Origin of the sequence: Glutamicibacter sp. NPDC087583, assembly GCF_044743685.1 — a bacterium.
In the GTDB taxonomy this organism is placed as follows: Bacteria; Actinomycetota; Actinomycetes; order Actinomycetales; family Micrococcaceae; genus Glutamicibacter.
In genome coordinates this window covers 356,833-381,486 of record NZ_JBIUWY010000003.1, presented here as the reverse complement: position 1 = coordinate 381,486, position 24,654 = coordinate 356,833, and the positions used below count along the sequence as shown (strand labels likewise).

The 24,654-nt window shown below is 60.5% G+C and carries 25 protein-coding genes; 13 read left to right on the top strand and 12 right to left on the bottom strand.

Annotation, left to right across the window (positions count from 1 at the left end):
- Positions 1-75: 75 nt before the first annotated feature.
- Genes ACIOU9_RS10890 through ACIOU9_RS10875 form a run of 4 tightly spaced genes read right to left on the bottom strand, consistent with a single transcriptional unit; the run spans position 76 to position 3,671 of the window.
- Complete coding sequence (locus ACIOU9_RS10890; RefSeq protein WP_402696906.1) at positions 76-1,053, bottom strand: glycine betaine ABC transporter substrate-binding protein; 978 nt, start codon at positions 1,051-1,053, stop codon at positions 76-78.
- On the bottom strand, positions 1,050-1,778 hold the full coding sequence (locus tag ACIOU9_RS10885) for an ABC transporter permease (protein WP_105661999.1): 729 nt from the start codon (positions 1,776-1,778) through the stop codon (positions 1,050-1,052). The genes ACIOU9_RS10890 and ACIOU9_RS10885 overlap by 4 nt, the downstream gene beginning before the upstream one ends.
- Positions 1,775-3,037 carry a betaine/proline/choline family ABC transporter ATP-binding protein gene (locus ACIOU9_RS10880; protein ID WP_105656262.1) on the bottom strand — a complete coding sequence of 421 codons (1,263 nt, stop codon included), beginning with the start codon at positions 3,035-3,037 and terminating at the stop codon, positions 1,775-1,777. The genes ACIOU9_RS10885 and ACIOU9_RS10880 overlap by 4 nt, the downstream gene beginning before the upstream one ends.
- Positions 3,030-3,671, bottom strand: a complete 642-nt coding sequence (locus tag ACIOU9_RS10875; protein WP_105656261.1) for an ABC transporter permease — start codon at positions 3,669-3,671, stop codon at positions 3,030-3,032. The genes ACIOU9_RS10880 and ACIOU9_RS10875 overlap by 8 nt, the downstream gene beginning before the upstream one ends.
- A gap of 220 nt (positions 3,672-3,891) precedes the next feature.
- Between ACIOU9_RS10875 and ACIOU9_RS10870 the strand changes: the two genes are divergently transcribed.
- The 4 genes from ACIOU9_RS10870 (at position 3,892) to ACIOU9_RS10855 (ending at position 7,752) form a co-directional block, all read left to right on the top strand.
- Positions 3,892-4,749 carry a fumarylacetoacetate hydrolase family protein gene (locus ACIOU9_RS10870; protein WP_332731296.1) on the top strand — a complete coding sequence of 286 codons (858 nt, stop codon included), beginning with the start codon at positions 3,892-3,894 and terminating at the stop codon, positions 4,747-4,749.
- A gap of 111 nt (positions 4,750-4,860) precedes the next feature.
- Positions 4,861-5,922, top strand: a complete 1,062-nt coding sequence (locus tag ACIOU9_RS10865; RefSeq protein ID WP_402696904.1) for a GTP-binding protein — start codon at positions 4,861-4,863, stop codon at positions 5,920-5,922.
- The gene (ykgO, locus tag ACIOU9_RS10860; RefSeq protein ID WP_081461171.1) at positions 5,912-6,034 is read left to right on the top strand and encodes a type B 50S ribosomal protein L36; all 123 of its coding nucleotides are present in this window, start codon (positions 5,912-5,914) and stop codon (positions 6,032-6,034) included. The genes ACIOU9_RS10865 and ykgO overlap by 11 nt, the downstream gene beginning before the upstream one ends.
- A gap of 227 nt (positions 6,035-6,261) precedes the next feature.
- Complete coding sequence (locus ACIOU9_RS10855; RefSeq protein ID WP_105656258.1) at positions 6,262-7,752, top strand: sodium:alanine symporter family protein; 1,491 nt, start codon at positions 6,262-6,264, stop codon at positions 7,750-7,752.
- A gap of 86 nt (positions 7,753-7,838) precedes the next feature.
- On the opposite strand, the gene ACIOU9_RS10850 is transcribed toward ACIOU9_RS10855, so the two are convergent.
- Complete coding sequence (locus ACIOU9_RS10850) at positions 7,839-8,684, bottom strand: CoA ester lyase (protein WP_105656257.1); 846 nt, start codon at positions 8,682-8,684, stop codon at positions 7,839-7,841.
- A gap of 608 nt (positions 8,685-9,292) precedes the next feature.
- On the opposite strand from ACIOU9_RS10850, the gene ACIOU9_RS10845 reads away from it, so the two are divergent.
- The gene (locus ACIOU9_RS10845) at positions 9,293-10,774 is read left to right on the top strand and encodes an amino acid permease (protein ID WP_105662001.1); all 1,482 of its coding nucleotides are present in this window, start codon (positions 9,293-9,295) and stop codon (positions 10,772-10,774) included.
- Between the two features lie 24 nt (positions 10,775-10,798).
- On the opposite strand, the gene ACIOU9_RS10840 is transcribed toward ACIOU9_RS10845, so the two are convergent.
- From ACIOU9_RS10840 to ACIOU9_RS10830, 3 genes are all read right to left on the bottom strand, one after another.
- Positions 10,799-11,206 carry a DUF4262 domain-containing protein gene (locus tag ACIOU9_RS10840; RefSeq protein ID WP_181148764.1) on the bottom strand — a complete coding sequence of 136 codons (408 nt, stop codon included), beginning with the start codon at positions 11,204-11,206 and terminating at the stop codon, positions 10,799-10,801.
- A 73-nt stretch (positions 11,207-11,279) separates the two neighbouring features.
- Entirely contained in the window at positions 11,280-11,723 is a 444-nt protein-coding gene (locus ACIOU9_RS10835; RefSeq protein WP_402696903.1) for a DUF4262 domain-containing protein, read from the bottom strand.
- Positions 11,724-11,898: 175 nt separating this feature from the next.
- Positions 11,899-13,074 (bottom strand): NADP-dependent malic enzyme, encoded by a 1,176-nt coding sequence (locus tag ACIOU9_RS10830; RefSeq protein ID WP_402696901.1) that lies wholly within the window; start codon positions 13,072-13,074, stop codon positions 11,899-11,901.
- A gap of 380 nt (positions 13,075-13,454) precedes the next feature.
- Here ACIOU9_RS10830 and ACIOU9_RS10825 point away from each other — a divergent pair, with 380 nt between their 5' ends.
- The 3 genes from ACIOU9_RS10825 to ACIOU9_RS10815 all read left to right on the top strand — a co-directional run bounded on the left by ACIOU9_RS10825 (position 13,455) and on the right by ACIOU9_RS10815 (position 16,085).
- On the top strand, positions 13,455-13,844 hold the full coding sequence (locus ACIOU9_RS10825) for a helix-turn-helix domain-containing protein (protein WP_105662004.1): 390 nt from the start codon (positions 13,455-13,457) through the stop codon (positions 13,842-13,844).
- Positions 13,841-14,719 (top strand): hypothetical protein, encoded by an 879-nt coding sequence (locus ACIOU9_RS10820; RefSeq protein ID WP_402696899.1) that lies wholly within the window; start codon positions 13,841-13,843, stop codon positions 14,717-14,719. Before ACIOU9_RS10825 ends, ACIOU9_RS10820 begins: the two co-directional genes overlap by 4 nt.
- A gap of 130 nt (positions 14,720-14,849) precedes the next feature.
- Positions 14,850-16,085 carry a PLP-dependent aminotransferase family protein gene (locus ACIOU9_RS10815; protein ID WP_402696898.1) on the top strand — a complete coding sequence of 412 codons (1,236 nt, stop codon included), beginning with the start codon at positions 14,850-14,852 and terminating at the stop codon, positions 16,083-16,085.
- Between the two features lie 127 nt (positions 16,086-16,212).
- On the opposite strand, the gene ACIOU9_RS10810 is transcribed toward ACIOU9_RS10815, so the two are convergent.
- Entirely contained in the window at positions 16,213-17,145 is a 933-nt protein-coding gene (locus ACIOU9_RS10810; protein WP_402696896.1) for a LysR family transcriptional regulator, read from the bottom strand.
- Positions 17,146-17,217: 72 nt separating this feature from the next.
- Between ACIOU9_RS10810 and ACIOU9_RS10805 the strand changes: the two genes are divergently transcribed.
- Positions 17,218-18,276 carry a putative sulfate exporter family transporter gene (locus ACIOU9_RS10805; protein ID WP_332727528.1) on the top strand — a complete coding sequence of 353 codons (1,059 nt, stop codon included), beginning with the start codon at positions 17,218-17,220 and terminating at the stop codon, positions 18,274-18,276.
- A 28-nt stretch (positions 18,277-18,304) separates the two neighbouring features.
- Here the strand turns inward: ACIOU9_RS10805 and ACIOU9_RS10800 are convergent, their stop codons facing one another.
- Positions 18,305-19,075: a 3-hydroxybutyrate dehydrogenase gene (locus ACIOU9_RS10800; protein WP_402696894.1), complete on the bottom strand. Its 771-nt coding sequence runs from the start codon at positions 19,073-19,075 to the stop codon at positions 18,305-18,307.
- A 247-nt stretch (positions 19,076-19,322) separates the two neighbouring features.
- Here ACIOU9_RS10800 and ACIOU9_RS10795 point away from each other — a divergent pair, with 247 nt between their 5' ends.
- Complete coding sequence (locus tag ACIOU9_RS10795; RefSeq protein ID WP_402696892.1) at positions 19,323-20,027, top strand: NUDIX hydrolase; 705 nt, start codon at positions 19,323-19,325, stop codon at positions 20,025-20,027.
- 10 nt (positions 20,028-20,037) lie between these two features.
- On the opposite strand, the gene ACIOU9_RS10790 is transcribed toward ACIOU9_RS10795, so the two are convergent.
- The gene (locus ACIOU9_RS10790; protein WP_332488881.1) at positions 20,038-21,174 is read right to left on the bottom strand and encodes an acyl-CoA dehydrogenase family protein; all 1,137 of its coding nucleotides are present in this window, start codon (positions 21,172-21,174) and stop codon (positions 20,038-20,040) included.
- A 118-nt stretch (positions 21,175-21,292) separates the two neighbouring features.
- Between ACIOU9_RS10790 and ACIOU9_RS10785 the strand changes: the two genes are divergently transcribed.
- Complete coding sequence (locus ACIOU9_RS10785) at positions 21,293-21,802, top strand: GNAT family N-acetyltransferase (protein ID WP_332504326.1); 510 nt, start codon at positions 21,293-21,295, stop codon at positions 21,800-21,802.
- Here the strand turns inward: ACIOU9_RS10785 and ACIOU9_RS10780 are convergent.
- Complete coding sequence (locus ACIOU9_RS10780; protein ID WP_105656244.1) at positions 21,799-22,167, bottom strand: helix-turn-helix domain-containing protein; 369 nt, start codon at positions 22,165-22,167, stop codon at positions 21,799-21,801. The two genes, ACIOU9_RS10785 and ACIOU9_RS10780, sit on opposite strands and share 4 nt — an antisense overlap.
- An 83-nt stretch (positions 22,168-22,250) precedes the next feature.
- Between ACIOU9_RS10780 and ACIOU9_RS10775 the strand changes: the two genes are divergently transcribed.
- Positions 22,251-22,859, top strand: coding sequence for an NAD(P)H-binding protein (locus ACIOU9_RS10775; protein WP_332594977.1), 609 nt, complete (start codon positions 22,251-22,253; stop codon positions 22,857-22,859).
- Positions 22,860-22,989: 130 nt separating this feature from the next.
- Positions 22,990-24,654, top strand: coding sequence for an ABC transporter substrate-binding protein (locus tag ACIOU9_RS10770; protein ID WP_402696890.1), 1,665 nt, complete (start codon positions 22,990-22,992; stop codon positions 24,652-24,654).

The following is a 24,654-nucleotide window of genomic DNA, read 5'->3' as shown; positions in this document are numbered from 1 at the left end:
CGACATTGAAATGGATCCCCGGCATCGCGATGCCGGGGATCCATTGCCTAATCCATGCAGTTTTCGTTGTCTCGGTTAGGGACTGGAGACCAAGCCTTGGTCAACCATCCACTCGAAGGCAACATCCGCCGGTTCACGGCCAACCACGTCCACCTGGTAATTCAGTTCCATCAAAACCTGATCAGTCAGCAACGGAGCGATCTTGTCCATGATCTGCTGGATTTCCGGGTGCTTTTCAAGGAATTCTCCGTTGAAAGCCGGGGCGGCGTTGTAGCTTGGGAAATACTTCCGGTCATCTTCCAGCACGCTCAAGTTAAGCGCCTTGATGCGTCCGTCAGTGGTGAAGACTTCACCGAAGTTGCACGCGCCATTAGCAGTTGCCTGGTAAATGGCACCCACGTCGTACAGGCCGATATTGTCCTCAGCCACTTCTGAACCACGGTCGATATCGTAGTGTTCCAGCATTGGAGTCAGACCGTCTCGACGGGAATTGAATTCCGGGTCGACGCAGAACGTCAGATCTTCGGGGTCCAGCGTCTGCAGTTCGGAAAGCTTGGTGATACCCAGCCGCTTGGTCGTTTCTTCGTTCATCGCCAATGCGTAGGTGTTGTTCAACGGTGCCGGATTTCCCCAGATAATTCCATTGGCAACATCCTCATCGTGCACCGACTGCCACTGCTCTTCTTCACCCACAACAGGTGATTCGTGGCCCAAGTAGGTCAGCCACGCGGTACCGGTGTACTCCCAGAGCACGCTCGCGTCGCCGGAAAGCAGCAACTGACGTGCCGGCTGGGAGCCAGGAACATTGGTCAGGTCGGTGACGTCATAGCCGGCAGCCTTGAGCGCGATCACGGTGATCTTCCCCAGCAGCAGCTGCTCGGTAAAGGACTTGGACGTGACGGTCACGGTGGTGTCTTCAGCGTTTTCGACCAGCGGCTTGATCTCGGCGGGGCCGGCGTTGGGCACCGTCCCGGTCGATGGGCTAAGTCCGCACCCGGTCATTCCGATCAGCGCGGCCATGGACAGGACAGCTAAATTCAGTTTGCGGTTCACGAAAGTCCTCTCGGTCGTGCCACCTGTTCGACGACGCGGCCAAGCCAATCAATCGTCAAAGCCAGCAAGGCCACTAGCAACGAGCCGGCAATCAGCACCACATTCAGGTTCAGGTTCACTCCCGTAGTGATCAAGATGCCCAGCCCGCCGCCGTTGATAAAGGTTGCCAACGTCGCGGTGCCTACCAGCAGCACCAGGGCTGTGCGGATGCCCGATAGCATCACCGGGACGGCCAACGGCAGCTCGACCTTCAACAGCACGGACATCTGGCTCATGCCGATTCCCCGCCCGGCCTCCACCAGGCGTTCATCAACCTGCTGCAGGCCAACAATGGTGTTGGAGAGCACCGGAAGAATCGCATAGATCACCAGTGAGACAATGGCAGTTTTCGGGCCGAACCCCAACCAGAAGGCCAAGAGCACGATGACGCCAATGGCGGGTGCAGCTTGGCCGAAGTTGGCAATGGCGCGCACCGCCGGGGCTGCCTTGCGCAGTCCGGGGCGAGTGAGCAGCACGCCGAGCGGAATCGCGATCAGCAGAACGATGAGCGCCGAGATGACCGTGATCTTCAGGTGGTCGAGGGTGTAGCCCCAAATCGTTGCCGGATCCAGCGTTTGCTGTTCGGTCTCGGTCAGGTCGGCTGTTACCAGCCAACCCACCAAGATGGCGAAAGCAGCTGCGATTCCGGCGATCTGCCAAATCAAGCTGCGGGTTTCGGATCTCATGCCGATTCACCATCCTGCCCGGTGGCCGCACTATCGATATTCACGACGTTGATGGCACCCGAGTTCAGGCCAACCGGCGCCTCGTGATTAGCATCCGTGGTGTTGTTCGCGGCCGCGATCGCCTCCATGACGGTCTGCACCGTGATGACACCCGTGAGCACATCACGGCGTCCCGTTACCAGGGCCGACTCGGAACTGGCCACCAGCATGGTGTCCAATGCGTCGTTCAAGGTGGCCTGCTCACCGACGACCGGCATGGATTCATCGTAGGTACCCTCGATGATCTGGGCACGCGACAGTTGCCGGCGGTCCATGCGGCGCAGCGGACGTCCCCGCGAATCAAGCACTACCGCGTATTTGCGTCCGGCGCCCTGCAGCTGCGAGAGCACCTCCGAAGCATTCTTGCCCGGTGTGGTGGTGATGGCTTCTCCCAGTTCCACTTCGTTCACCCGCGTCAGGGTCAGCTGCTTCAAGCCGGCACCCGAACCGATGAAGTTCTCCACGAACTCGCTGGCCGGATTGGCCAGGATCCTTTCTGGGGAGTCGTACTGCTCCAGCTGCGCGCCTTCGTTGAAGATCGCAATCCAGTCGCCGAGCTTCACCGCTTCGTCGAAGTCGTGGGTCACGCACACGATCGTCTTCTGGACTTCAGACTGGATGTTCAGCAGCTCATCCTGCAGACGCTGGCGGGTAATTGGGTCAACTGCACCGAATGGCTCATCCATCAGCAAGACCGGTGGATCCGCTGCCAATGCACGGGCGACGCCCACACGCTGCTGCTGGCCGCCGGAGAGCTCCTTGGGGAAACGGTCCCGGTAAAGTTCCGGATCCAGCGAGACGAGTTCCAGCAGCTCGTCGACGCGGGCAGCGATCTTCTCCTTGGGCCAACCCAGCATCTTTGGAACCATGGCGATATTGGTCGCCACGGTCATATGCGGGAACAGGCCGCCAGCCTGGATCACATAGCCAATGCGGCGGCGCAGTTCATCACCGTTCATGCCGGTGACATCTTCGCCGTCAATGACGATCTTGCCGCTGGTCGGCTCGATCAGGCGATTAATCATCTTCAGGGTGGTCGTCTTGCCGCAGCCCGATGGCCCCACGAACATCACGATGGACCCGGCAGGGATCTCCAGGGTCAGGCCGCCTACGGCCGATTTCTTTTGTCCCGGGTAGGTCTTGGTTACTTCTTCAAGCATGATCGAAGCGCCAGTGACATTCTGGGCCACGGCATTTTCAGGGATCTTATGTTCAGACACGGATACCTCGCGGGGTAGTCAGTCGGCCAATGCCGAGCAAAATCAAATCAAGGATGAGCGCCAGGATCACGACGCCAACTACGCCGGTGATCACGGATTCCAGGGAGTTCGCGCCGCCCAGACGCGAGAGTCCTTGGAAGATGAACCCGCCGAGGCCAGGACCAAGGGCGTAGGAGACCACTGCGGCGACGCCCATCACCATCTGGGCTGAAATTCGTACGCCAGTCAGGATCACAGGCCAAGCTATGGGAATTTCTACTGATATCAGAGTCTTCAGCCGGCTCATGCCGATGCCGCGCGCTGACTCGATAATGGTTGGTTCGATGTTGTTCAGCCCAACGATCGCGTTGCGCAGAATTGGCAGGGCGGCGAAGAACGTCACCACGATGACTGCCGGAGTAACCCCGAAGCCCACGGGGACAATAAGCAAACCGATCAGGGCAAAGGACGGAATAGTCAGGCCGATGGCGCTAATGCCGTTAGCCAAGCCTGATAGGGGCTTGTTGCGGTATACCAATACGGCAATCAGCACAGCAATAATTGTCGCCAGGATCAAGCACTGCGCGACTAGCGAGAAGTGCTGCCACGAGGCGAAGAGGATATGGCGAGATCGCTCGCCAAAAAAGTCACCCACATTAAAACCTGCTTCACTTTAGTTTCGTATCTAGATCGTTATTTCAAGACTGGTCTCTGGGACCGTAGCTTGCCATGAGTTTAGCCGGGTCAGCGGCGCATGGCCAAGCCACGTTTTCCAGATCAAAACTCTGGCTCGGCCGTATTTAAGGCCAATTGATATCAATTGCCGATCACGAAATATGGTGCACTTTCAGCGAGAAGTGTAGTGAGATAGATTCATGAAACTTGCAACGCTCCGCCTCGCCAGCGAACCAGGCCATACCACCGCTGCTGTCATTGAAGATGGCCGCGCCTACTACTTGGACAATCTCGATTCAGTGCAGCGTTTCCTGCGTCTTGATGACGCAACTCAGCAAGAAGTAGTTGCTCGCGCTTTAGTGGGTGATTCCATCGCCGAGGGCGAAGCCGACTACGCTCCGCTGATCCCCAAGCCGGAGAAAATCTACTGCATCGGGTTGAACTACAAGACGCATGCGGCCGAGGTCGGCGAAGAGCTGCCGAAGTATCCGACGGTGTTCGCGAAGTTCGCTTCCACCCTATGCGGCGCCAAGGACACCATCGAAATTCCAGTGGAAGACCATCGGGTGGACTACGAAGCAGAGCTGGCCATCATTATCGGCAAGCCGGGTCGCCGCATCAGCCAGGAGGATGCAGCCGCGCATATTGCCGGCTACGCCGTGGCCAGCGACGTGTCGATGCGCGGTTACCAGGGCCGCACCCAAGAGTGGCTGCAGGGCAAGATCTGGGATCGCTCCACTCCCCTGGGCCCGTGGCTCGTGACCCCGGATGAGCTGGACCCCGCCGCCCGCATTACCAGCACGGTCAATGGCACCGTGGTGCAGGACGAACAGATCGATGATCTGATTTTCTCTGCTGACGCCTTGGTTTCCTACCTCTCGACATTCAATGAATTGCAGCCAGGCGACGTCATCCTGACGGGTACGCCATCTGGTGTTGCGTTGGGCCGCCGCGACGAGAATGGGCGTCACCCGTGGCTCAAGCACGGCGATTCACTTGAAACTTCGATCGAAGGCCTGGGTACCTCTGCGGTAGTTTTCAACGCGCCGCAGAACTGATATTCCTTGTCGCTTCCGGGGGCCTGTCCGCATTGGCGGGCGGGCCCCCGAGGCGTTAAGCCCCGTTCCCAATTTTGCTATTGAGACTCATTCTCATATAAGCTTGAACGCGTGAATCTCATCCTTCTCTCCGCACTTGATACTTCCAGCCGCGACTCCGGCCTCAGCCACCTGGGACACCACCATCCTGACGCCGTCACCTTGCGCTATGACTTCGTCGACGGCAATCGGCTGGTGCGCCACGTCTCCGGATCTGCAGCCGCAGAACATGCCGAAACCGTTCTTGGGCACCCCTGCATCGGCTGTGCCACGAAGTTCGAGATCCTGCCGACGATCCAACGCCTGGCCCCCGAAGATTCCGAGGCCACAATGATCCTGGCGTTGCCCGCCACATGGCATAGCGGAACAGTGCTGGACATGCTCGAGACAAAGCTCGAACCACTGGAAATCCGGATCAGCAGCATCGTCTTGTCCCTGGATCCCGCCGAATTGGAAAACCAGATGTGGGACCGGCACACCCTCTGGGAATCGGGATTCAACGCCATGGAACGCGATGCGAGGACGTCGGGAGAGTTCTTCTTCACCGAATTGATGCAGGCAGATACCCTCATTCCGGTCGAAGGCCTGGAAACCCAGCTGCTCGAAAGCGCTACCGGTCCACGACGCGCTGGCGGCGCCGACTATGAAGCCGGCCTAGAATTAGCTCGACAGATGGCACCGCATGCGCATATCTGCGTGCACGAAGAAGGACTCGGCTCCTTCCACCCCGGAGCAGCGCGCCAACGCACCAGGGCCGGGCACCTGCCGCGAACAGCAACCAATGCCCGCACTGCGCCGATCCGCCTGCATGCCGAACGTCCGCTTCATCCCGAGCGCTTCCGCAAAGCCCTGCCGTCCCTGGCTGAATCCTGCACCTGCATCCGCGGAATCCTCTGGGTGGCTAGTGCCCTCAGCGAGCGCGTCGCCATCGGCGGAGCCGGTCCGCGCATCTGGATGGAAAACACCGGCGCGTGGAATTCGAATATCGCCGTCTCGGAATTGCTGCTCTACGGATCCGAACACGAAGCTTCGCAGATCGAGACGGTCTTCGAGCAATGCCAGGTCACCGAAGAAGAACTCAAGGACCTGTTCAGCTCCGCACATCATGAAGGAGGTGAATGGCATGAAAGTTAGGAATTCCATCCGCGCATTGAAGAAGGCGCCCGGCTCCCAGGTGGTCAGACGACGAGGTCGCGTCTTCGTGATCAACAAGCAAAATCCGCGCATGAAAGCGCGGCAAGGCTGAAGCCCGGAAATTGCCGGCGTCCACTTCGGTGGATGCCGGCAATGCGGCAGCCAGCCCGAGCCCCTGGCCTGATCGTGAAATAAAGTTAACAAACCGGACATGGCATCCGCCAGCGCGCTTTGTGACACAGTTCTCCCCTTGCCATATGATGGCACTCACATAAGGGGATCGGCTTCTCGCCTGAAACTCTTCATCATCAGTCACTCGCACATAAGGATATTGAGTCCATGGACGCTTTGGGCGATCTCTTCGGGGACATCTCCTCCGTCATTTGGGGACCGTTTGTCCTCATCCCGCTACTTTTGGGTACTGGCCTGTACCTGACCATCCGCTTGGGTGGCCTGCAATTCTTCAAGCTCGCTGCCGCATTGCGCCTGGGCCTGCTCAAGCGCAAGGATGCCGAGGCAGAAGGCGACATCTCGCAATTCCAGGCACTGACCACAGCGCTGGCGGCCACTGTCGGAACCGGTAACATCGTCGGTGTCGCAACCGCCATCGGCATCGGCGGCCCAGGTGCCCTGTTCTGGATGTGGGTCACCGGCCTGCTGGGCATGGCATCGAAGTACACCGAGGCCTATCTCGGCGTGCGTTACCGCGGCACCGACGCCGCAGGCGAAAAGTCCGGCGGTCCGCAGTACTACCTGGAACGCGGCATTAAGGGTCCGCTGGGCAAGTTCCTGGCCCTGTTCTTCGCCATCGCCGCCACCCTGGCCTGCTTCGGCATCGGCAACATGACCCAGGGCAACTCCATCGCCCTGAACTTGGAGAATTCGTTCCACGTCACCCCATGGGTTACCGGTGTCGTGCTGACCGTGCTGTCGATCGCTGTCCTGGTCGGCGGCATCAAGTCCATCGGCCGTGTCACCGCTGGATTCGTTCCGGTCATGATCGTCTTCTACGTGGCCGCATCGATCTACATCCTGATCGCTAACGTCGGCGGCATTCCTGCAGCTTTCGGCGAGATCTTCACCGACGCCTTCACCGGCACTTCCGCTGTTGGCGGCTTCGTCGGCTCGGCCATCATCATCGCTGTCCAGTACGGTGTTGCCCGCGGCATCTTCTCCAACGAATCCGGCATGGGTTCGGCTGCTATCGCTGCCGCGTCGGCACAGACCACCCACCCGGTTCGCCAGGGCCTGGTCTCCATGACCCAGACCTTCATCGACACCATCATCGTTGTTACCTGCACCGGCCTGGTCATCATCACCACCGGCACCTGGAAGGTGATCGATGAATCCACCGGCGAGCAGATCTCCGCTGCGCTGATGACCGGCCAGGCATTCACCCACGGCCTGCCTGGTGAATGGGGCCACTGGATCGTGACCATCGGACTGGTCATGTTCGCCTTCTCCACTATCTTGGGCTGGAGCTACTACGGCGAGCGCAACATCGAGCGCCTCTTCGGCCGCAAGCTCGTGATGCCATTCCGCATCGTCTTCTCGCTGGTCGTCTACGTAGGCTGCACCACCGAGCTGACCGCCGTTTGGAACTTCTCGGACATGATGAACGGCCTGATGGCGCTGCCGAACCTGATCGGCCTACTGATCCTCTCGGGCATGGTGGCTCGCGAAACCCACTGGTACCTCAAGCATGACCCGAAGCTGGAAGCCAACAAGGCGCAGATCGAGGACTTCATGAATGATCGTCCGGGTTGGGCTGAATGGAAGGCTGGCGACGTCGTCGGTTCCTCTCGCAACCGCGGTGCCCACGAGGCATAGGCACCGCAAGCTAAAAGAACCCGTTCAGCATCTGATTGATTCCAGATGCTGAACGGGTTCTTTGCTGTTGGAAGACAGCTAAAGGCTTAGGCGTTCCACAGGCCGTAGGAGTCGGCCAGGTCGGCGATCTTCTGGGCACGGGCCAGACGCGGCAGGTATGAGCCATCGCCCACCGAAGCGCCGGCGGCGTGCGCTTCGAGCAGTTCCATGGCCCAAGACAGCTCGTCTTCGCTGGGTGCCAACGCGGCGTTAATGCCATCTACATGATCGGTGGACAACGACAGCTTGCCGGTCATGCCCATGGAGGCGGTGATCCGGGTTTCTTCGGTCACCTTGGCGGCATCGGCGCCTGCTGGTGGAGGTCCGTCGATAGCGCCAGGCAGCTTGCCTACACGCGAAGCGATCACGAGCCGGCCGCGTGCGTAGGCCAGTGCCATCGGGTCGTCGGAGACGCCCGTGTCCTTGCGGAAGTCGTTGATGCCGAACGCCAGGCGGAAGGTACCCGGGGCCGAAGCGATCTGCGTGGCGTTCTCGATACCCAAAGCGGTTTCGATCAAGGCCAGGACCGGAGTGCCCGCGCGCAGCCTCATCGCGCTGTAGGTAACCTGTTCAGGCTGCTCGGTCATGGCCAGCATGATTCCACGCAGGCCGGGAGTTCCCGACAGCGCGGCAAGGTCATCGGCCCAGAAATCAGTGTCAATGCCGTTGACGCGCACCCACGCAGTCATGCCATTGGAGAGTGCTCGCACTACGTTGTCGCGAGCCTGGATCTTCTGGTCGTCAGGAACGGCAGCTTCCATGTCAAAAATCACCGAGTCCGCTTCACAAGCCAGTGAAGGAGCGAAAGTTTCCTCCTTGGCCGCATTGACCAAGAGCCAGGAACGGGACAATTTTGCAGGAAGAGCCGCAGCTCGACGATTTCGGAATGCCATACGTCCTACACTACTCACTCGGCCCTCCAAGCTTCCACTGGCCATGTACAGTATTTGCTTCAAGTGAACCGAAAGGCGCGGAATGCAGCACTGGAGCAGTCCGGATGCACGGCACCAACCTGAACCGGGTAGCCTTCTGCGCAGTGGAGCTGAGCATGGATGCAGTGTTGCCTGCGGCGCTCCACGGGCTCCCGCGTTCTGCCATTTCCGAAGTCCTACCGCAGGCTGGAAACGCGGGAATTGATCATCGGTGGTTCTGATTCTGCAGATCAACTGCCTCCCGCTAACTCCATTCGCCGGAACCGGAGGATTTCCTTCGCATAGTTTCCCGCGGCTTTATTTTCGGGTAGATGCCGCCACCCTGCGGTCCAGCAGCATCCAAATGCCCCATTCAAGTGCAGGTTCTGCCCATCTGGCTACTGCGCGAAGCAGCGGGCTGCCTGCCCGAATCCAGTGGCGTATAACCAATTTCACAACTGTTAAGCTTGCTCGCAGTCCACGGTGACGGCCAAATATAGCTGGTCAATATATCTGCGATAACCTCTTCCAGCGGTCTAGTTCTTCTTCCGAGCAGGCCGTCTCCTTCGAAAAACCGAAGGGATCTGCTCATGAAAGGTGCAGCCGTGGCGAACGATTCCACGCAAGTGAAAACCGTTTCCGACGGAACGAAACTTGAGCGCGGCCTGTCCAGCAGGCACATCCAACTCATGGCGATCTCCGGAGCAGTCGGCACCGGTTTGTTCATGGGCTCCGGCAAGACCATTTCCGCTGCTGGACCGTCCGTCATCTTCGTATACATGATCATCGGTTTCATGCTCTTTTTCGTCATGCGTGCCATGGGCGAGATCCTGCTCAGCAACTTGAACTACAAGACCTTCGCAGATTTTGCCGGCGATCTCTTGGGACCTTGGGCTGCCTTCTTCACCGGCTGGACCTATTGGTTCTGCTGGGTTGTCACCGGCATTGCGGACGTAGTCGCGATTGCCCAGTATGTCGCCTACTGGTGGTCCGAGATCCCGTTGTGGCTCCCCGCGCTTTGCTGCATCCTGCTATTGGTCGGGCTGAACCTGCCCACGGTCAAGGCTTTTGGCGAAACCGAGTTCTGGTTCTCCTTGGTGAAAATCGTTGCAATCCTGGCGTTGATCGTTTGCGGCCTGGCAATGATTGCCACCGGGTTCAGTTCTTCCGAGGGAGACACCGCTTCCTTCGTCCACCTGTGGGCGCACGGCGGCATGTTCCCCACTGGTTTCATGGGCTTCGTCGCAGGCTTCCAGATCGCCGTTTTCGCCTTCGTCGGCATTGAATTGGTAGGTACGGCTGCGGCTGAAACCAAGGATCCTGAAAAGAATCTCCCGAAGGCCATCAATTCCATTCCGCTGCGCGTGATCCTGTTCTACGTCGGTGCCTTGACCGTCCTGATGGCCGTCACCCCCTGGTACAAGTTCTCCGCTGATGCATCGCCATTCGTTGGCATGTTCTCGATGGCTGGCTTGGCCGCAGCTGCAGGTCTGGTCAACTTCGTCGTGCTGACGGCCGCCGCTTCAAGTGCAAATTCCGGAATCTATTCGACATCGCGCATGCTGTACGCCCTGTCGCAGGATGGAGATGCTCCGCAGAAGTTCAGCAAGCTTTCTGCCACGCAGGTGCCACGCAATGCGTTGCTATTCTCCTGCATCTTCCTTCTTGCTGCCGTCGTGCTGTTGTACGCGGGTGACTCCGTAGCCCAGGCCTTCACGTTGGTGACCACGGTGTCTGCCCTGTGCTTCATGTTCGTCTGGTCAATGATCCTTATCAGCTATTTGGCCTTCCGCAAGCGCCGCCCGCAGCTGCATGATGCCTCCAAGTTCAAGGTCCCCGGCGGCATGGGAGCCCCCTACATGGTCCTAGCTTTCTTCGTATTCGTCCTGTGGGCATTGACCACGCAGGCCGATACGCGTGCTGCGTTGCTGGCTACGCCCCTGTGGTTCCTTGTAGTTGGAATGTTCTACCTGAAGGTGCGCAAATCCGACGGCCACCAGGCCCTGCGCGCAGCACATCGGGCAAAAGTCCGCGCGGAGAACGAGGCCGCTGCAATCCATCGGCGAAGCTAGGCGCTTGGCAAAGGATGCCAAGGCCTAATTGTGCCGGGCAACTACATACTCGTAAGGGATATCCCTGCCGACGAGTAGGACCTCTAGCAACCCCAGGCTTTCTCCGTACCTCTGATAAGCCAATGGCACCTGCTTGCGGATCCCGGTACTGATCTTGGAGAAGTACAACAGTGTTCCGTCCTTCCAGCGGCCGGTGTGCCCGTGGGCGAAAACCTCATTCCATTCCAGCACGGACGCAGAAAATCCGTTGAGCATCTGAATGCTGTCATCCATGTCCAGCCCTCGAACAAGGAATTCTGGGTGCCCGATGCGACTCAGGCCAACGGTGTAGGCAAGCGATGGGCTGATCCGGTCCGACTCAACAAAAATCACTTCATGTCCGTAGTCGCGGATCCGCTGGTCGATCAGGGCTTCCAGTTGCTTGCGTGTCATGCCATTGCACATATCGCACATGGTCCAGTTCCTTTCCTCTGCCTGCTCATCTTTTGACGATGCGGCGCAGTTCCTAGTGAGCAGACTGTTGCTGGATCACGGCGAAGTCCCTGGGTTGCATGCAATGTAGGGTTCTTATCGGGATGTCGCCAAGGATCAGACTGGTGAGGGGAAGAGTGTTCAGTTCCGCCTCTGGCTCCGAGAAAATGAGCTCGCTAAATAGCGATGTGTTGTGGGTACCTTCGGAAAAGACTTGTCCATGCTCGACGACTTGTGATGCCAGATGCGTGAGAAGCCCAAAAACATCATCTTCGCCTCCACCGATACTGACGATTTCAGGATGCCCTCGTTTCGCCAATCCCAGCGTGTACCCCAGGACCTGTTGCTGCCTTGCCATAGTGCTGAGCACTACGGCATACCCCTTCTCTGATATTTCGCGCAGTGCAACAACGCCAAGTAGCTGCATTTCGGGCAACGAGCTGCGGACACTGAGATGGACGCCTTCAGGATTACTCATCGCATTCCTCCTTGGTTGATCTGATGCCAGCAAGTGTGGCGCGAATTCATCGCCCCGGCAGGAACTTTCTACGATTGTGGATATCCCGAGACAACGGCCTCAGAATAGGCCGGCGCATGAAAAAAGCACTGCCCGCAACGAGTCGTTGCAGGCAGTGCTTTTTCGCCAGCTTCTTCTACTTGGCTTTTTCTGCTTCCGCAGCCACAGCCGCGGCAACAGCAGGCATCACGCGGTCATCAGTTGCCGAAGGAATGATGTAATCTGCTGCCAGATCATCGCCAACCAGGTTGGCAATGGCATGGGCCGCCGCGACTTTCATGCCCTCGGTGATCTTCTTGGCGCCCGAGTCCAGGGCGCCGCGGAAGATGCCCGGGAAGGCCAGCACGTTATTGATCTGGTTCGGGAAGTCGCTGCGGCCAGTGGCCACCACGGCCGCATACTTCGCGGCAGCATCCGGCATGATTTCCGGGGTCGGGTTGGACAGCGCGAAGATGATGGCGTCCTTGTTCATCTTCGCCACGGCAGCTTCTTCGAAGGTCGACGAGGAAAGTCCTACTACGACATCCGCGCCGCCCAGTGCCTCGGCCAGGCCACCCATGACATCTTCACGGTTGGTGCGGCTGGCCAGGTCGGCCTTGACCGGATTAAGGTCGTCTCGATCGCGGTGGATGGTGCCACGCGAGTCGAGCACGATGACGTCATCCACGCCGGCCGAAAGCAGCAGGTTGGTGACGGCGACGCCAGCCGAACCAGCGCCGGAGATGACGACCTTCAACGAGCTGATGTCGCGCTTGGTCTGGCGGGCAGCGCCGATCAGAGCTGCCAGCACTACCACCGCGGTGCCGTGCTGGTCATCGTGCATAACCGGGATATCCAGCGCCTCGATCAGGCGCTTTTCGATTTCGAAGCAGCGCGGGGCGGAGATGTCTTCCAGGTTCACGGCGCCGAAGCTCGGGCGCAGGCGAATGACGGTTTCGACGATTTCATCGACGTCGGTGGTGTCCAATACCAGCGGGATCGAATCCAGGCCGCCGAATTCCTTGAACAGGGCGCTTTTGCCTTCCATGACCGGAAGCGAGGCAGCGGCGCCGATGTTGCCCAGGCCCAGCACAGCGGTGCCGTCCGAAACCACAGCAACCAGGCGGGAGGCCCAGGTGTGGGTGGCGTGCTTGGCTGGATCATCTGCGATGGCCTGGGATACCTTGGCTACACCCGGAGTGTAGGCGATGGACAGGTCGCGCTTGGTGTTCAGCGGCATTTGCGATGAGACGGAAAGCTTGCCGCCAAGATGGGCGTCGAAAATCTCTTCGTCGGTGATGGCCGACAGGTCTTTAGTGGATTCAACAGACATTGAATAGCTCTTCTTTCAAGAAAGTTCTGATTGACGAAAACGCAGTACCCACGAAATTGGTGGCAGAGCGTAGGAACGCGCATGACCATTCATCCGACCGCAATGGAGCGTGACCCACAGGCAATTAAGGAGGGCGTCAGGCTTCCATGTACACAATTCCCAGAGGGGCTCCGCCGGGTGAGGCTGAAGGATCCGTCATGGTGTGCCGGAAGATGGCTGGTCAGTACTTTCTTTAGACCTACGTTTTCCACCATACGGGAACCGCTTGGCGCTGTACAACCCCCATTCGTCGCATCTGTGTCATAAAGGAGTTGCGACAGGCAGTCCATTTGCAGCGTCATGAGGTGCGCCCGAAGGACATCTCAGGCAAAATAAGGGCCATGGCATCACCGACTTCAGCACTGGGCAGGGTCCGCACCTTCGAGGCGTTAGATGAGAAGACCACCGCGCGGCTACGCCGCGCGCTGGACGAGTCGGATGACACGACCGTGTTCGTCAACGGCACCGCGTTGAAGTTGCCCAAAGAAGCGCACCAGGCGCTGATCGAGGTGCTTTCACGGTTTGCAGATGGCGAGTCCGTCAGCATCGGCACACCCGAGCTGCTCCTTAATACTTCCCAAGCAGCCCAAATGGCCGGAATCTCCAACAGCTACCTGCGCAAGCTGGCCGATGCGGGGATTATTCCGGTGGAATACCGCGGCACCCATCGCCGCATTCGCCCAAGCGCCATCCAGTCTTGGCTGGATTCCCGCACCGAAACCGAGAAATGAGCCAACCAGTCAGCGAATCCGCCAGCGCCCCGCAGGAGGTCGTTTGGTGGGATCGCCTGCTCATCCGGGTCCCGGGCTATTCCCTGTTCGCATGGCTGGGCGCTTACGGCATGTACCAAGCCGGGGACATTACCTTGGGTACCGCAGCGCTGCTCTTTTTCGCCCTCGCCCTTCCCTTGCTGGCCGGTTGGCAGATCTTCCAGGTCCTGCGCAGCCGCCGGCGCATCCAGTTATGGCGAAACGCCCAGCGGATCTCCCAAGGCAGTTTGGGTGTTCCCAACGTGGCCGAAATCCGCACGAAGCTCGACCGGATTATCAGCATCCGGGCTCATGGCCCGGAACCGAAGAAGCCACGTTTCGGCGGCCTTGCACTTTTCGCAATGATCCTCGGGATCGCCGGGATAGCCATCACTGCGGGAATCTTGCTGGCGAAGCTTGGCCTTGCCGGCCTGTCGACGTTCGTCGTTATCGGCTTGCTTGTGGTTGCCCTGCGTCCGTTGCAACTCATGGGCGTCCAGAACCGGGCGTACCGAGCAGTGGTTTCTATTCCCAGGAAGATCGCCGAGGTTCGCAACCTGGTGGTGCGGGAGCGCCAGGTTTCCAGCGGGCAACGCAGCACGCAAGCTGCCGACAGTGCGCTGGATTCGTCCCTGATGATCATCGATGCTGCCATTGCCCAGTTCCGGTCCGGAAATTTCCGGGCCTCGGCGGACTGCGTCGATTTGCTGGTCCTCCTGGCCGGGCAGTGCTGGCTGCCCGGCAGCAAGCCCCGAATTCTAGCCGAGACACTTCATAGCCGCGTCAATGCGGCACTGGGCCAGCTGAGTATCGAGGAACGCAACGCCTCGCGCTGGAGCAGAGAACCACGTTGCTGAAAGCGCAGGTCTTGCCAAGCCTTGAATTTCCTGCTGGAATACCAAAGTATTCTATTTGAAAACAATTCTTGTGCCGCACCCAGCGCAGGAACCCCGCTCCCCCGCCCCGGGAGCCTTGCCGAGGAGAACCATGACCACCGCATCAGAATCACTGACCACTTCGCACGAATCCTTGCTATCCGAGCGCGCGGCCGGAATCAAGCAGTCCGCGGTGCGCGACGTATTCGAGCTCTCCTTGGACCCTTCCCTGGTATCCCTGGCCGGAGGCAACCCCTACCTGCAGCTGCTCCCGCTGGAAAAGGTCGGTGAAATGGCCCGGCGCATCATCGTCGAGCAGGGTCCCGAAGCATTGCAATACGGCTCCGGACTTGGTACTCCTGAACTGCGTGCACAAATTATCGATGTCATGGCAGCTGAAGGCATCACGAACGTGGGGGTCGAAGATGTCGTGGTCACCAACGGCTCCCAGTCAGCACAGGACATGGCCTGCAAGGTCTTCTGCAATCCCGGAGACACTGTGCTCTGCGAAGATCCGACCTATGTCGGGGCCCTGAATACCTTCGAGGCCTACCAGGTGTCCGCCCGCCCCGTGGGCACCGATGCAAATGGCTTGATTCCTGACGCCTTGCGTGCGCGCATCGCCGAATTGCGCGCCGCCGGCGAGCGCATCAAATTCCTCTACACCATCCCGAACTTCAACAACCCATCAGGGATCACTCTGGCGGCCGAACGCCGCCAGGAAATCGTGGACATCTGCCGCGAAGCCGGCATCCTGATCCTGGAAGACAACCCGTACGGAATGCTGCGCTACGAGGGAACCCCTGCGCCTACCCTGCGGAGCCTGGACCCGGAAAACGTCATCTACATGGGTTCCTTCTCCAAGATCTTCGCGCCCGGCCTGCGCATCGGCTGGGCAGCGGTCCCGACCCACCTTTTCCGCCGCTTCTACCTGGCCGGCGAGGCGGTAGCCCTGTGCCCACCGACCTTGAACCAGATGATCATCAGCGCCTACCTCAACGAGCATGATTGGAAGGGGCAGATCACCAAGTACAACGACCTGTACCGTTCCCGCCGCGACGCGATGCTCGAAGCATTGGCCAAGTACCTGCCGGCAGGCGTCACCCATACTCGTCCCGAAGGCGGCTTCTTCGTTTGGTTGACCTTGCCTGAAGGCAATGACACCTACGCGTTGCTGCAGCAGGGCGTGAAGGCCGGGGTCATCTTCATCCCTGGCGCGGCATTCAGCCCGAGCGGCCAAGCCGACAACAAGCTGCGATTGGCTTTCTGCTCCGTTGACGAGAAGACCATCGACGAAGGCGTCCAGCGACTGTCGGGCCTGCTCAACAACGAGATCTTCAAACTCTAAGTCCGGAGGCTTGTACCGGGAGCTCACGGCCCGGTACAAATGGCCGCCCTTGCATCCTTGATGGGAAGCTTGCTGTCCGCCTCCTGGCCAAGTCCGCACAGTTCCAAGCCGGGGCCTGGATCTCCGGCTAGCCCTGCGCAATCCGTGATTCCACGGAAATCTCAAGCAGCTTCTGCTCGGACGCTTTCAAGACACGGTGCGCAGGCCATATCGCCCGCAGCTCGCGCAACAGCGCCGGCCCATCAAACGGGATCTCGACGAGCAGCCCCTGCTCCAACTGGCTCTCTACCGCCAAATGGCTGAGCACAGCGGGCCCCACTCCGCGCGCCACGCACTGGCAAATCGTTGCGTTCGAGTTGAAGACAGCGACCGGATTCGGGCGTTCGGCATGGGCAATGTAATCCAAGAATGCCCGGGTGCCGGAGCCTTCCTCGCGTTCTATCAGCGCCGTGCTTTGCAATTCGTGCAGGCTCAGCGGTTCCTTCCGTTGTGCCCAAGCATGTGAAGGCGACGTGACCACGAGCATTTCATCGTGAAGTACCTGCCGGCTTTTCAGGCCCAGAGGAATGTGCGGGGTTTCCACGAATCCTAGTCCCAATTCCTCCTGCTGCACTGCACGAATAACATCTTGGGAATTCATGATCTTCATTCGAGGGATGACTCGTGGCAGGGCACGATGCAGTAGTCCGATCCAATTTGGCGCCAAGAATTCAGCCACCGTCATGCTGGCTCCGAATTCCAGCTCTCCCTCTCCGGTTTCAGCCAGCGAGCGCGCGCCAGCGGCGAAGGTTTCCAGGCTGTCCAGGACTTCACGAGCCCATTGGACGGTCAGCACTCCCTCTGCGGTCAAGCGCGATCCGGTGGTCTTGCGTGCCACAAGCTGGTATCCCAGCCGGCGCTCCAACGTTTTCAATGCGCGGGTGGCATTTGGCTGCGCCATCCCGGCCGCACGGGCACCGGCGCTCAGGCTCCCGTGATCGGCGATGCCGACCAGCAACTCCAATGAGGAGGGTTGAATCCAGCGGGCAATGTCTTCGAGAGATGACGAGCTGCTTTCCATATCATGATCATATGTCCGCGATAGCAAGAAGTGGCATACCGCAATTCTCCAAACCGGAGAACAATTATTTCCATGCACGACTCCACAAGTCCCGTCAAAGAATCTGCCACCTCCAAACGTGACCAGTCCGGACATCGAAAACCTGCTTCGCGTTTCGCTCCGGCTCTTCCGGGACTGCTCCTCTGCCTTGCCGCCGGCATCTTGTGCATGTTCGCCAGCCGCTACATCCATGGCCTGAGCGCCCTGCTGCTAGCTATCCTGCTCGGTGCGCTGTGGCGCAATCTTGCCCCGGTCCCGCAGGCTTTTGCCCCCGGCACGGCAATTGCCGGCAAGAAGCTGCTGCGCCTGGGCATTGTGCTGCTGGGCTTGCAGCTCTCGCTGGGCACCATCCTCGGCCTGGGCCCCGGGGTACTGCTGGTGGTGGCTCTCTCGGTTGGCATCACGTTCTTGGCCACCTTGTGGATCGGCAAGAAGCTCGGCATGGATCTGCCGCAGCGCCTGCTCATCGCCACCGGCTTCTCCATCTGCGGTGCCGCCGCGGTCGCAGGTGCCGAGAATGTCGTCAAGGCCAAGCAGGATCAGGTCGCCACCGCGATCGGGCTGGTAGTGCTCTTCGGGACATTGATGATTCCGCTCATGCCCGCGGTGGGCTTGCTGCTCGGGCTGGATGAACGCAGCATCGGCATGCTCATCGGCGCGTCCACCCATGAGGTCGCACAAGTCGTCGCCGCCGGCGGTTCGGTAGGTGCCGGCGCCTTGGCCGTGGCGGTGACCGTCAAGCTGGCCCGGGTGGTCCTGCTGGCTCCAATCATTGCCGGCGTCGGCGTCTTCATGCGGCGGCGCCAATCGGTGCAAGGCGGCAAGAACCCGCCACTGGTGCCGCTGTTCGTGCTCGGGTTCCTGGTGGCAATGCTGCTGCGCACCACCGGGCTGGTTCCCGAGGCGTGGCTTGCAGCTGCGGCCAGCGCGCAGACGCTCCTGCTTGCCGCGGCCATGTTCGCCTTGGGGCTCGGGGTCCACCTGCGCAGCATCGTAAAAACCGGCGGACGTTCATTGCTGCTGGGGTTGCTGTCCACCTTGGTGATCATCGCCGTGTCGATCGGCGGAACCCTGCTGTTCCCGCCGGCCTAGGCATGGCAGCCATGCGGGCCCGCCGCACCTATTTCGCGCTCCAGCCGCCATCCATGGTGTAGGACGCTCCGGTCACCATGCCCGCGGCATCCGCACTGAGCCAGGCCGCCAGCGAAGCGACTTCCTCTGGCTCAACCAGGCGCTTGATGGCCGATTCAGCAAGCATGATCTTCTGGATGACATCCGACTCGTCAATGCCATGCGAATTCGCTTGATCGGCAATCTGCCGCTCCACCAACGGGGTACGCACATAGCCCGGGTTGATGCAGTTGCTGGTGATCCCGTAGTCGGCACCTTCCAATGCAGTGACCTTCGACAGTCCCTCCAACCCGTGCTTGGCCGCAACGTAGGCGCTCTTGAACGCACTGGCCCGGAGCCCGTGGATCGAAGAAATATTGATGACGCGGCCGAAGCCGCGCTCGCGCATGCCGGGCAGTGCTGCCCGGATCAACAGGAACGGCGACTCCAGCATGAGCCGATGAATCAGCCTCCAGGCTTCGGGGTCGTACTCATGGATTGGAGCCACCCTTTGCACGCCGGCGTTGTTAATCAGGATGTCGGTATCCACGCTGAGATCTTCCAGCGACGCGGTATCCGAAAGATCCACAGCCCATGCTTTTCCGCCGAGCTCGCGGGCCGCTTCTTCAGCGGCCCGTTCATTGAGGTCGGCAATCGTCACGGTGGCACCGGCGTCGGCCAATGCCCGGGCACTGGCCAGGCCTATGCCGGAGGCGCCACCGGTAACCAAGGCGCGGCGCCCCTTCAGCCCTTGGGGCCATGGGCCAATTTGTTCCGCCATTGCGCTCATCCTCTGCTCGGCTCCCCTGCGGCTTCCAGTTGCGATGCCCGCAGCTTCGCGCAGGTCTCTGTGATTCAAACTAGGCTCCGCCAGGAATCCGGTCAACGGCATTTGCTGTGCAGATTCCGCAGGTCAATGTGCAAGCATGCACAGCGGCTCCTGCCGGTTGCGCGTTTGCTGTGCGCTGGAAGCTAAGCTGGCTCTCGAAGGCTATTTTCACTTCCAAGAGCCAAGGACATGGTAGGCAATGACGACTTCCCCGATACCTGCGACTCCCGCCGAGGTCCCGATCCGCAAAGCGGCCAGTGTTTTGCTGCTGCGCGAGGCAGCTGGCGGGTTTGAGGTTTTCGTCCAGCATCGCGTGAACACCATGGACTTCGCAGCCGGCATGGTGGTTTATCCCGGCGGCCGCGTTGATGCCCAAGACGGCCAAGCGGTGGCGGCAGGAGAGCTGGATCCCGCCTTGCTCAGCGAGCACGCACGGCAATGGGCGCGCACCTCGATCCTTGGGGAAGGGCCAGATCGCGCGGAGCATCTGGCCGGGGAGATCCTGGCCGCAGCACGTCGTGAAGTCTTCGAGGAGACAGGGCTGCTGCTGGATCCTGGCCAACTGCGCCCCTGGGCCAATTGGGTCACCCCAGCCGGTTTCCCGCGGCGGTTCGATACGTACTTCTTTGTCGCGGCCTTGCGCGCCGGCCAGGAACCGGTCCACCAGACCACCGAAGCGGTGATCTCCACATGGATCAGCCCCCAGGAGCTCTTCGCTTCCCTGGAACGCGGCGAGATTAAAATGATGCGCCCTACCCAGCGCACCTTGCGGGATGCGATGGAGCAGGGCGGCATCGAGCAGATCATTGCCAGCGAGCCAGCCATCTCATCGGTTCATCCGGATCCCCGCGATTCCCTCTCGGGAAACGCTGTGCGGAATTCGGAAAAGCAGTTCAACGCCTGATTGCCACCGGTCAGGATTCCAGCAGCGTGCGTCCGACGATGAGCGACATGATCTCGTTGGTGCCTTCCAGGATCTGGTGCACGCGCAGATCCCGGGTGATCTTCTCCATCCCGTAGTCCGCGAGGTAGCCGTAGCCGCCGTGCAGCTGGATGGCGCTGTTGGCGGCGTTGAATCCGGCGTCCGTGGCCATCTTCTTGGCCATCGCGCAGAGGCGGACGCGGTCCGGGCTCTTCGCGTCCAGTGCGGCGGCGGCACGGCGCAGCAAGGAGCGGGCGGCTTCCAGCTCCATGTCCATTTCGGCCAGCTTGAAGACCAGCGCTTCCTGCCTGGTCAGCGGACCGCCGAAGGCCTGGCGCTCCTTCAAATACAGCGCCGACTTCTCCAGCGCGCTCTGCCCGCCACCCAGCGAGCAGGCCCCGATGTTCAGGCGGCCGCCATTGAGTGCCTGCATGGCCATGGAGAATCCCTGGCCTTCCTCGCCCAGCAGGTTGGCGGCGGGAATGCGCACGCCTTCCATGATCACCTGGCGAGTGGGCTGCGCCTTCCAGCCCATCTTCTTTTCGTTCGGCCCGAAGCTCAGGCCCTCGGCATCGCCGGGAACCAGGAAGGCGCTGATGCCGCGCGAACCGGTATCAGCGGTACGGGCCATGACGATGTAGAGCGCCGAGCTTCCAGCTCCCGAGATGAATTGCTTGACGCCGCTGAGCACATACTCGTCACCGTCCTTGCGGGCACGGGTTGACAGGGCCGCCGCATCGGAGCCGACTCCGGGCTCGGTCAGGCAGTAGGAGCCCAGGTCGTCCATGGCGGTCATCGATGGCAGCCATTTGGCGCGCTGCGCGTCGTTGCCGAAGGTGTCGACCATCCACACGACCATGTTGTGGATGGAAATGTAGGCGGCCAAGGTCGGGTCGGCCTTGGCGAGTTCCTCGAAGACCAGCACCGCATCGCTGCGGCTCAGACCGGATCCGCCATGATCTTCAGAAACATAGATTCCGCCCATGCCCAGCTGTCCGGCTTCGGCCAGCACATCCACCGGGAAGTGCTGTTCCTGGTCCCACTTCAGGGCATTGGGAGCAATCCTGGTCTCGGCGAAATCATGGACCATCTCGATCAACGACTTCTGGTCTTCGCTTACTTCAAACAACACCGGCTCCTTTGCCTGCACCTTGCGTCTTTGACCTCAGTCTATGTGACGCAAGATACAATGAGGGCCAATAGGATGAGTTCCGAAGCATTCATTTCGAAAGAGTTGGGCTAAGCGCATGCAAATCCGGACAAGCACCGCCGGGGATTGGCCTGGGATCTTCGGCTTCTACCGCAAAATCATGGATGAGGGACAGACCTACGCCTTCCCCCAAGGCCAAACCCTTGAAGAAGCCCGCCCCTGGTGGATGGAGACGCTACCAGGGCAAACGGTCGTTGCCGTGGCAGATGGCAGGATCATCGGCTCGGCCAAGATGGGGCCAAACAAGCCCGGACGGGGAGCCCACATCGCCACCGCGTCCTTCCTGGTCGATCCGGAATGCCGCAATCGCGGCGTGGGACGAGCACTGGGCGAATACGTGATCGACTGGGCCCGGCAGGAAAATTATCACGGCATCCAGTTCAATGCGGTCGTCGAGACCAATGAGGCTGCAGTGCGTCTATGGCAATCGCTGGGCTTCAAGATCCTGGGCACCATTCCGGGCGCCTTCAACCATCCGACCAAGGGGCTGGTGGGCCAGCACTTCATGTTCCTGCCGCTGCGTCCTGCTGCTCCACCTGGCCATTAGCCGCGCGCGTCGAACCGCTCACGGGCAGCGAGCACTTTGGGCACATGCTCCTCGGACCACAGGCGCAGGATTTCCATGGGTTCCAGGATCCCGCGTCCCAAATCAGTCAGCTCGTAGTCGACCCGCACCGGCACCTGGGCATATACGGTGCGCTGCACCAGCCCGTCACGCTCCAGGTTGCGCAGGGTATTGGTGAGCACCTTCGGGGTGACCGCGCCGATGCGCTGGCGTAATGCAGAGAAACGTTGCGGGCCGCCAGCCAGGGACAAGAGGACCAGCGGAGTCCATTTATCGCCTAGGCGCTGCATGATTTCACGTGAAGGGCATTGCTGCACGAACACGTCAAAAGAGCCATGGCTATCCATGAGGAAACCTAGTTTCGTTGTAGTGGGCGGTATCTAAAAGATACCATTGTGCCGGACCCAATTTCCCAAGGAAAGAGAACACCATGAAGATTGCAGTTTACGGAGCTACCGGCATGGTCGGCTCGGAAGTCGTTGCCGAAGCCATTTCACGCGGCCATGAGGTCACCTCGGTCTCCCGTTCGGGCAAGGGAATCGACGGAACCACCACCGTGGCCGCCGAGCTGGGCGACGGGGCAACCTACCGCGACCTGGGAAAGAACAACGACGTGCTCGTCATTGCCGTACCGCCATCGCGCACCGGTGGCGACCACCAGGAATACCTGGATGCCTTCGAACAGATCACCGAAACCCTGGTCCCAGCCCGCCTGCTGGTTGTCGGCGGCGCCGGCGCTACCGAGGTAGACGGCGTCCGCCTGGTCGACACCCCGGGCTTCCCGGAGGAATACAAGGCCGAAGCCACCACCTGCGCCGAGGTCTACGACATGTTCACCTCGGTTTCCGGCATCACCTGGACCGTCGCGGCTCCAGCCCCGGTGATCATGCCTGCACGCCGCACCGGCAGCTACACCCTGGGCACCGATTCGCCAGCAGGCGACTTCGTTTCCTCCCAGGACTTCGCCGTGGCCATCCTCGATGAAATCGAAACCCCGGTCCACCAGAACCGCCGCATGACCGTGGCCAGCGAAAAGTAGATCCCACGCGCAGAGCCGCTAGCCAGGTTTCGTCGGATCGGAGCGATTCGCTCCGATCTGACGAATGCGTTCCAGATGGCTAGAGTTGGTTTGGTCATCACCACTAGTTCATCGAGGTAAGCCCTTCCCCATGCAACGAAACTCGCGCGCGTCCAAGATCCTTGGCTGCGCTATCGCGCTCCCGCTCCTTGGATCCCTTCTAGCCAGCTGCTCGGCAGGGGCAGGACCCGATGCCCCCGCAGAGGAGGCGAAGCCGGTTGCCGGCGGCACCCTGGTCTATGCTTCGGGCGACGCCGAGCCGGCCTGCCTGGATCCGCATGTGGGCGGCAACTACCCGCAAGCCCTGGTGGCAAGCCAGTACCTCGAATCCCTGTTCACCAAGGATGCCGACGGGAAGATCATCCCGTGGCTGGCCGAAAGCACCGAAATTTCCGATGACGGGCTGACCCGCACCATCACCCTGCGCGATGGGATTTCCTTCACCGACGGCACGAAGCTCACCGCCAAAGCCATCGAAGCCAACATCGAGCACCTGAAGGATCCGAATACCGCGTCCTCCACCGGCTACCTGGCCGTGGGCAAGGTCGTGGATATCGAGATCGCCGATGAGCTCACCGCCAAGCTGACGCTCTCCGCCCCGGATAACGCGCTGCTCGAATCGCTGTCCATGCCATGGACCGCCATCGAATCCCCCAAGGCGCTGGAACGCGACCAGGCGACCAACTGCGCCTCACCGGTAGGCACCGGCCCGTTCAAGGTCGAGTCCTGGGAGCACCAGAAGGCCGTGAACCTGGTCCGCAACGAAGACTATGTGCTGCCGGTCCAGGACGCGGAGCGCTCCGATTCCAAGGCCTACCTGGAGGCCATCACCTGGCGCTTCATCCCTGAGGCCGCCACCCGCTATGCAGCCCTGGTCTCGGGCGAAGTCGATGTCATCGACAACGCGCAGCCGGACACCATCGCCACGGCAAAGCAGGACGGCTCGCTGGGCCATCTGGACGCCCCGCGCCCGGGTGCTTCCAACCGCCTGGAGCTGAACAGCTCCAAGGCGCCATTCGATGACCAGCGCGTTCGCGAGGCGTTCATCCGCTCCGTGGATGCCAGCGCCGGCGTCAAGGCCCTCTATTTCGGCACCACCGAGCGCAGCTACTCGCTGCTGTCTTCAGCCGAGCCGCTGGGCTACTCCGATGAATCGCTGTTCGGCACCGATGCGGCCAAGGCCAACGCGCTGCTCGATGAAGCAGGCTGGAGCGAACGCGACGCCGAGGGCTACCGCGTGAAGGACGGCAAGCGCCTGTCGCTGGACTTCCCGGTCTCCACCAACCAGTCGGTTCCTGCCGAGCAGTCCCTGTTCGAGCAGTTCCAGGCCCAGGCCAAGGCCGTGGGCTTCGAGGTGAAGATCCAGCTGCTGGACCTGTCCAGCTGGTACGGCGCCCTGGCCAAGCACGATTACAACCTGGTCTCGGCTCCCTACACCAAGGTCGGCCCGTCGGTGCTGCGCATCCTGTACCACTCCGACTCGACCGTCCCGGCGCCATCGGGCTACTTCGCCAACAACGCGCAGGTGAAGAACGAGAAGCTCGATGGGATCCTGGCCCAGGCCGAAGAGGCCAACGATGAAGCCCAGCGCGCTGCGCTGTACGAGCAGGCCCAGAAGCTGGTCCTGGAGGGCTACTACGTGCTGCCGCTCTACGACCAGCAGAACCACTTCCTCTACGGCAAGAACGTGCACGGCATCGGCGCCACCACCGCGGTGTCCTCGCCGGTCTACTACGACACCTTCATCACCAAGTAG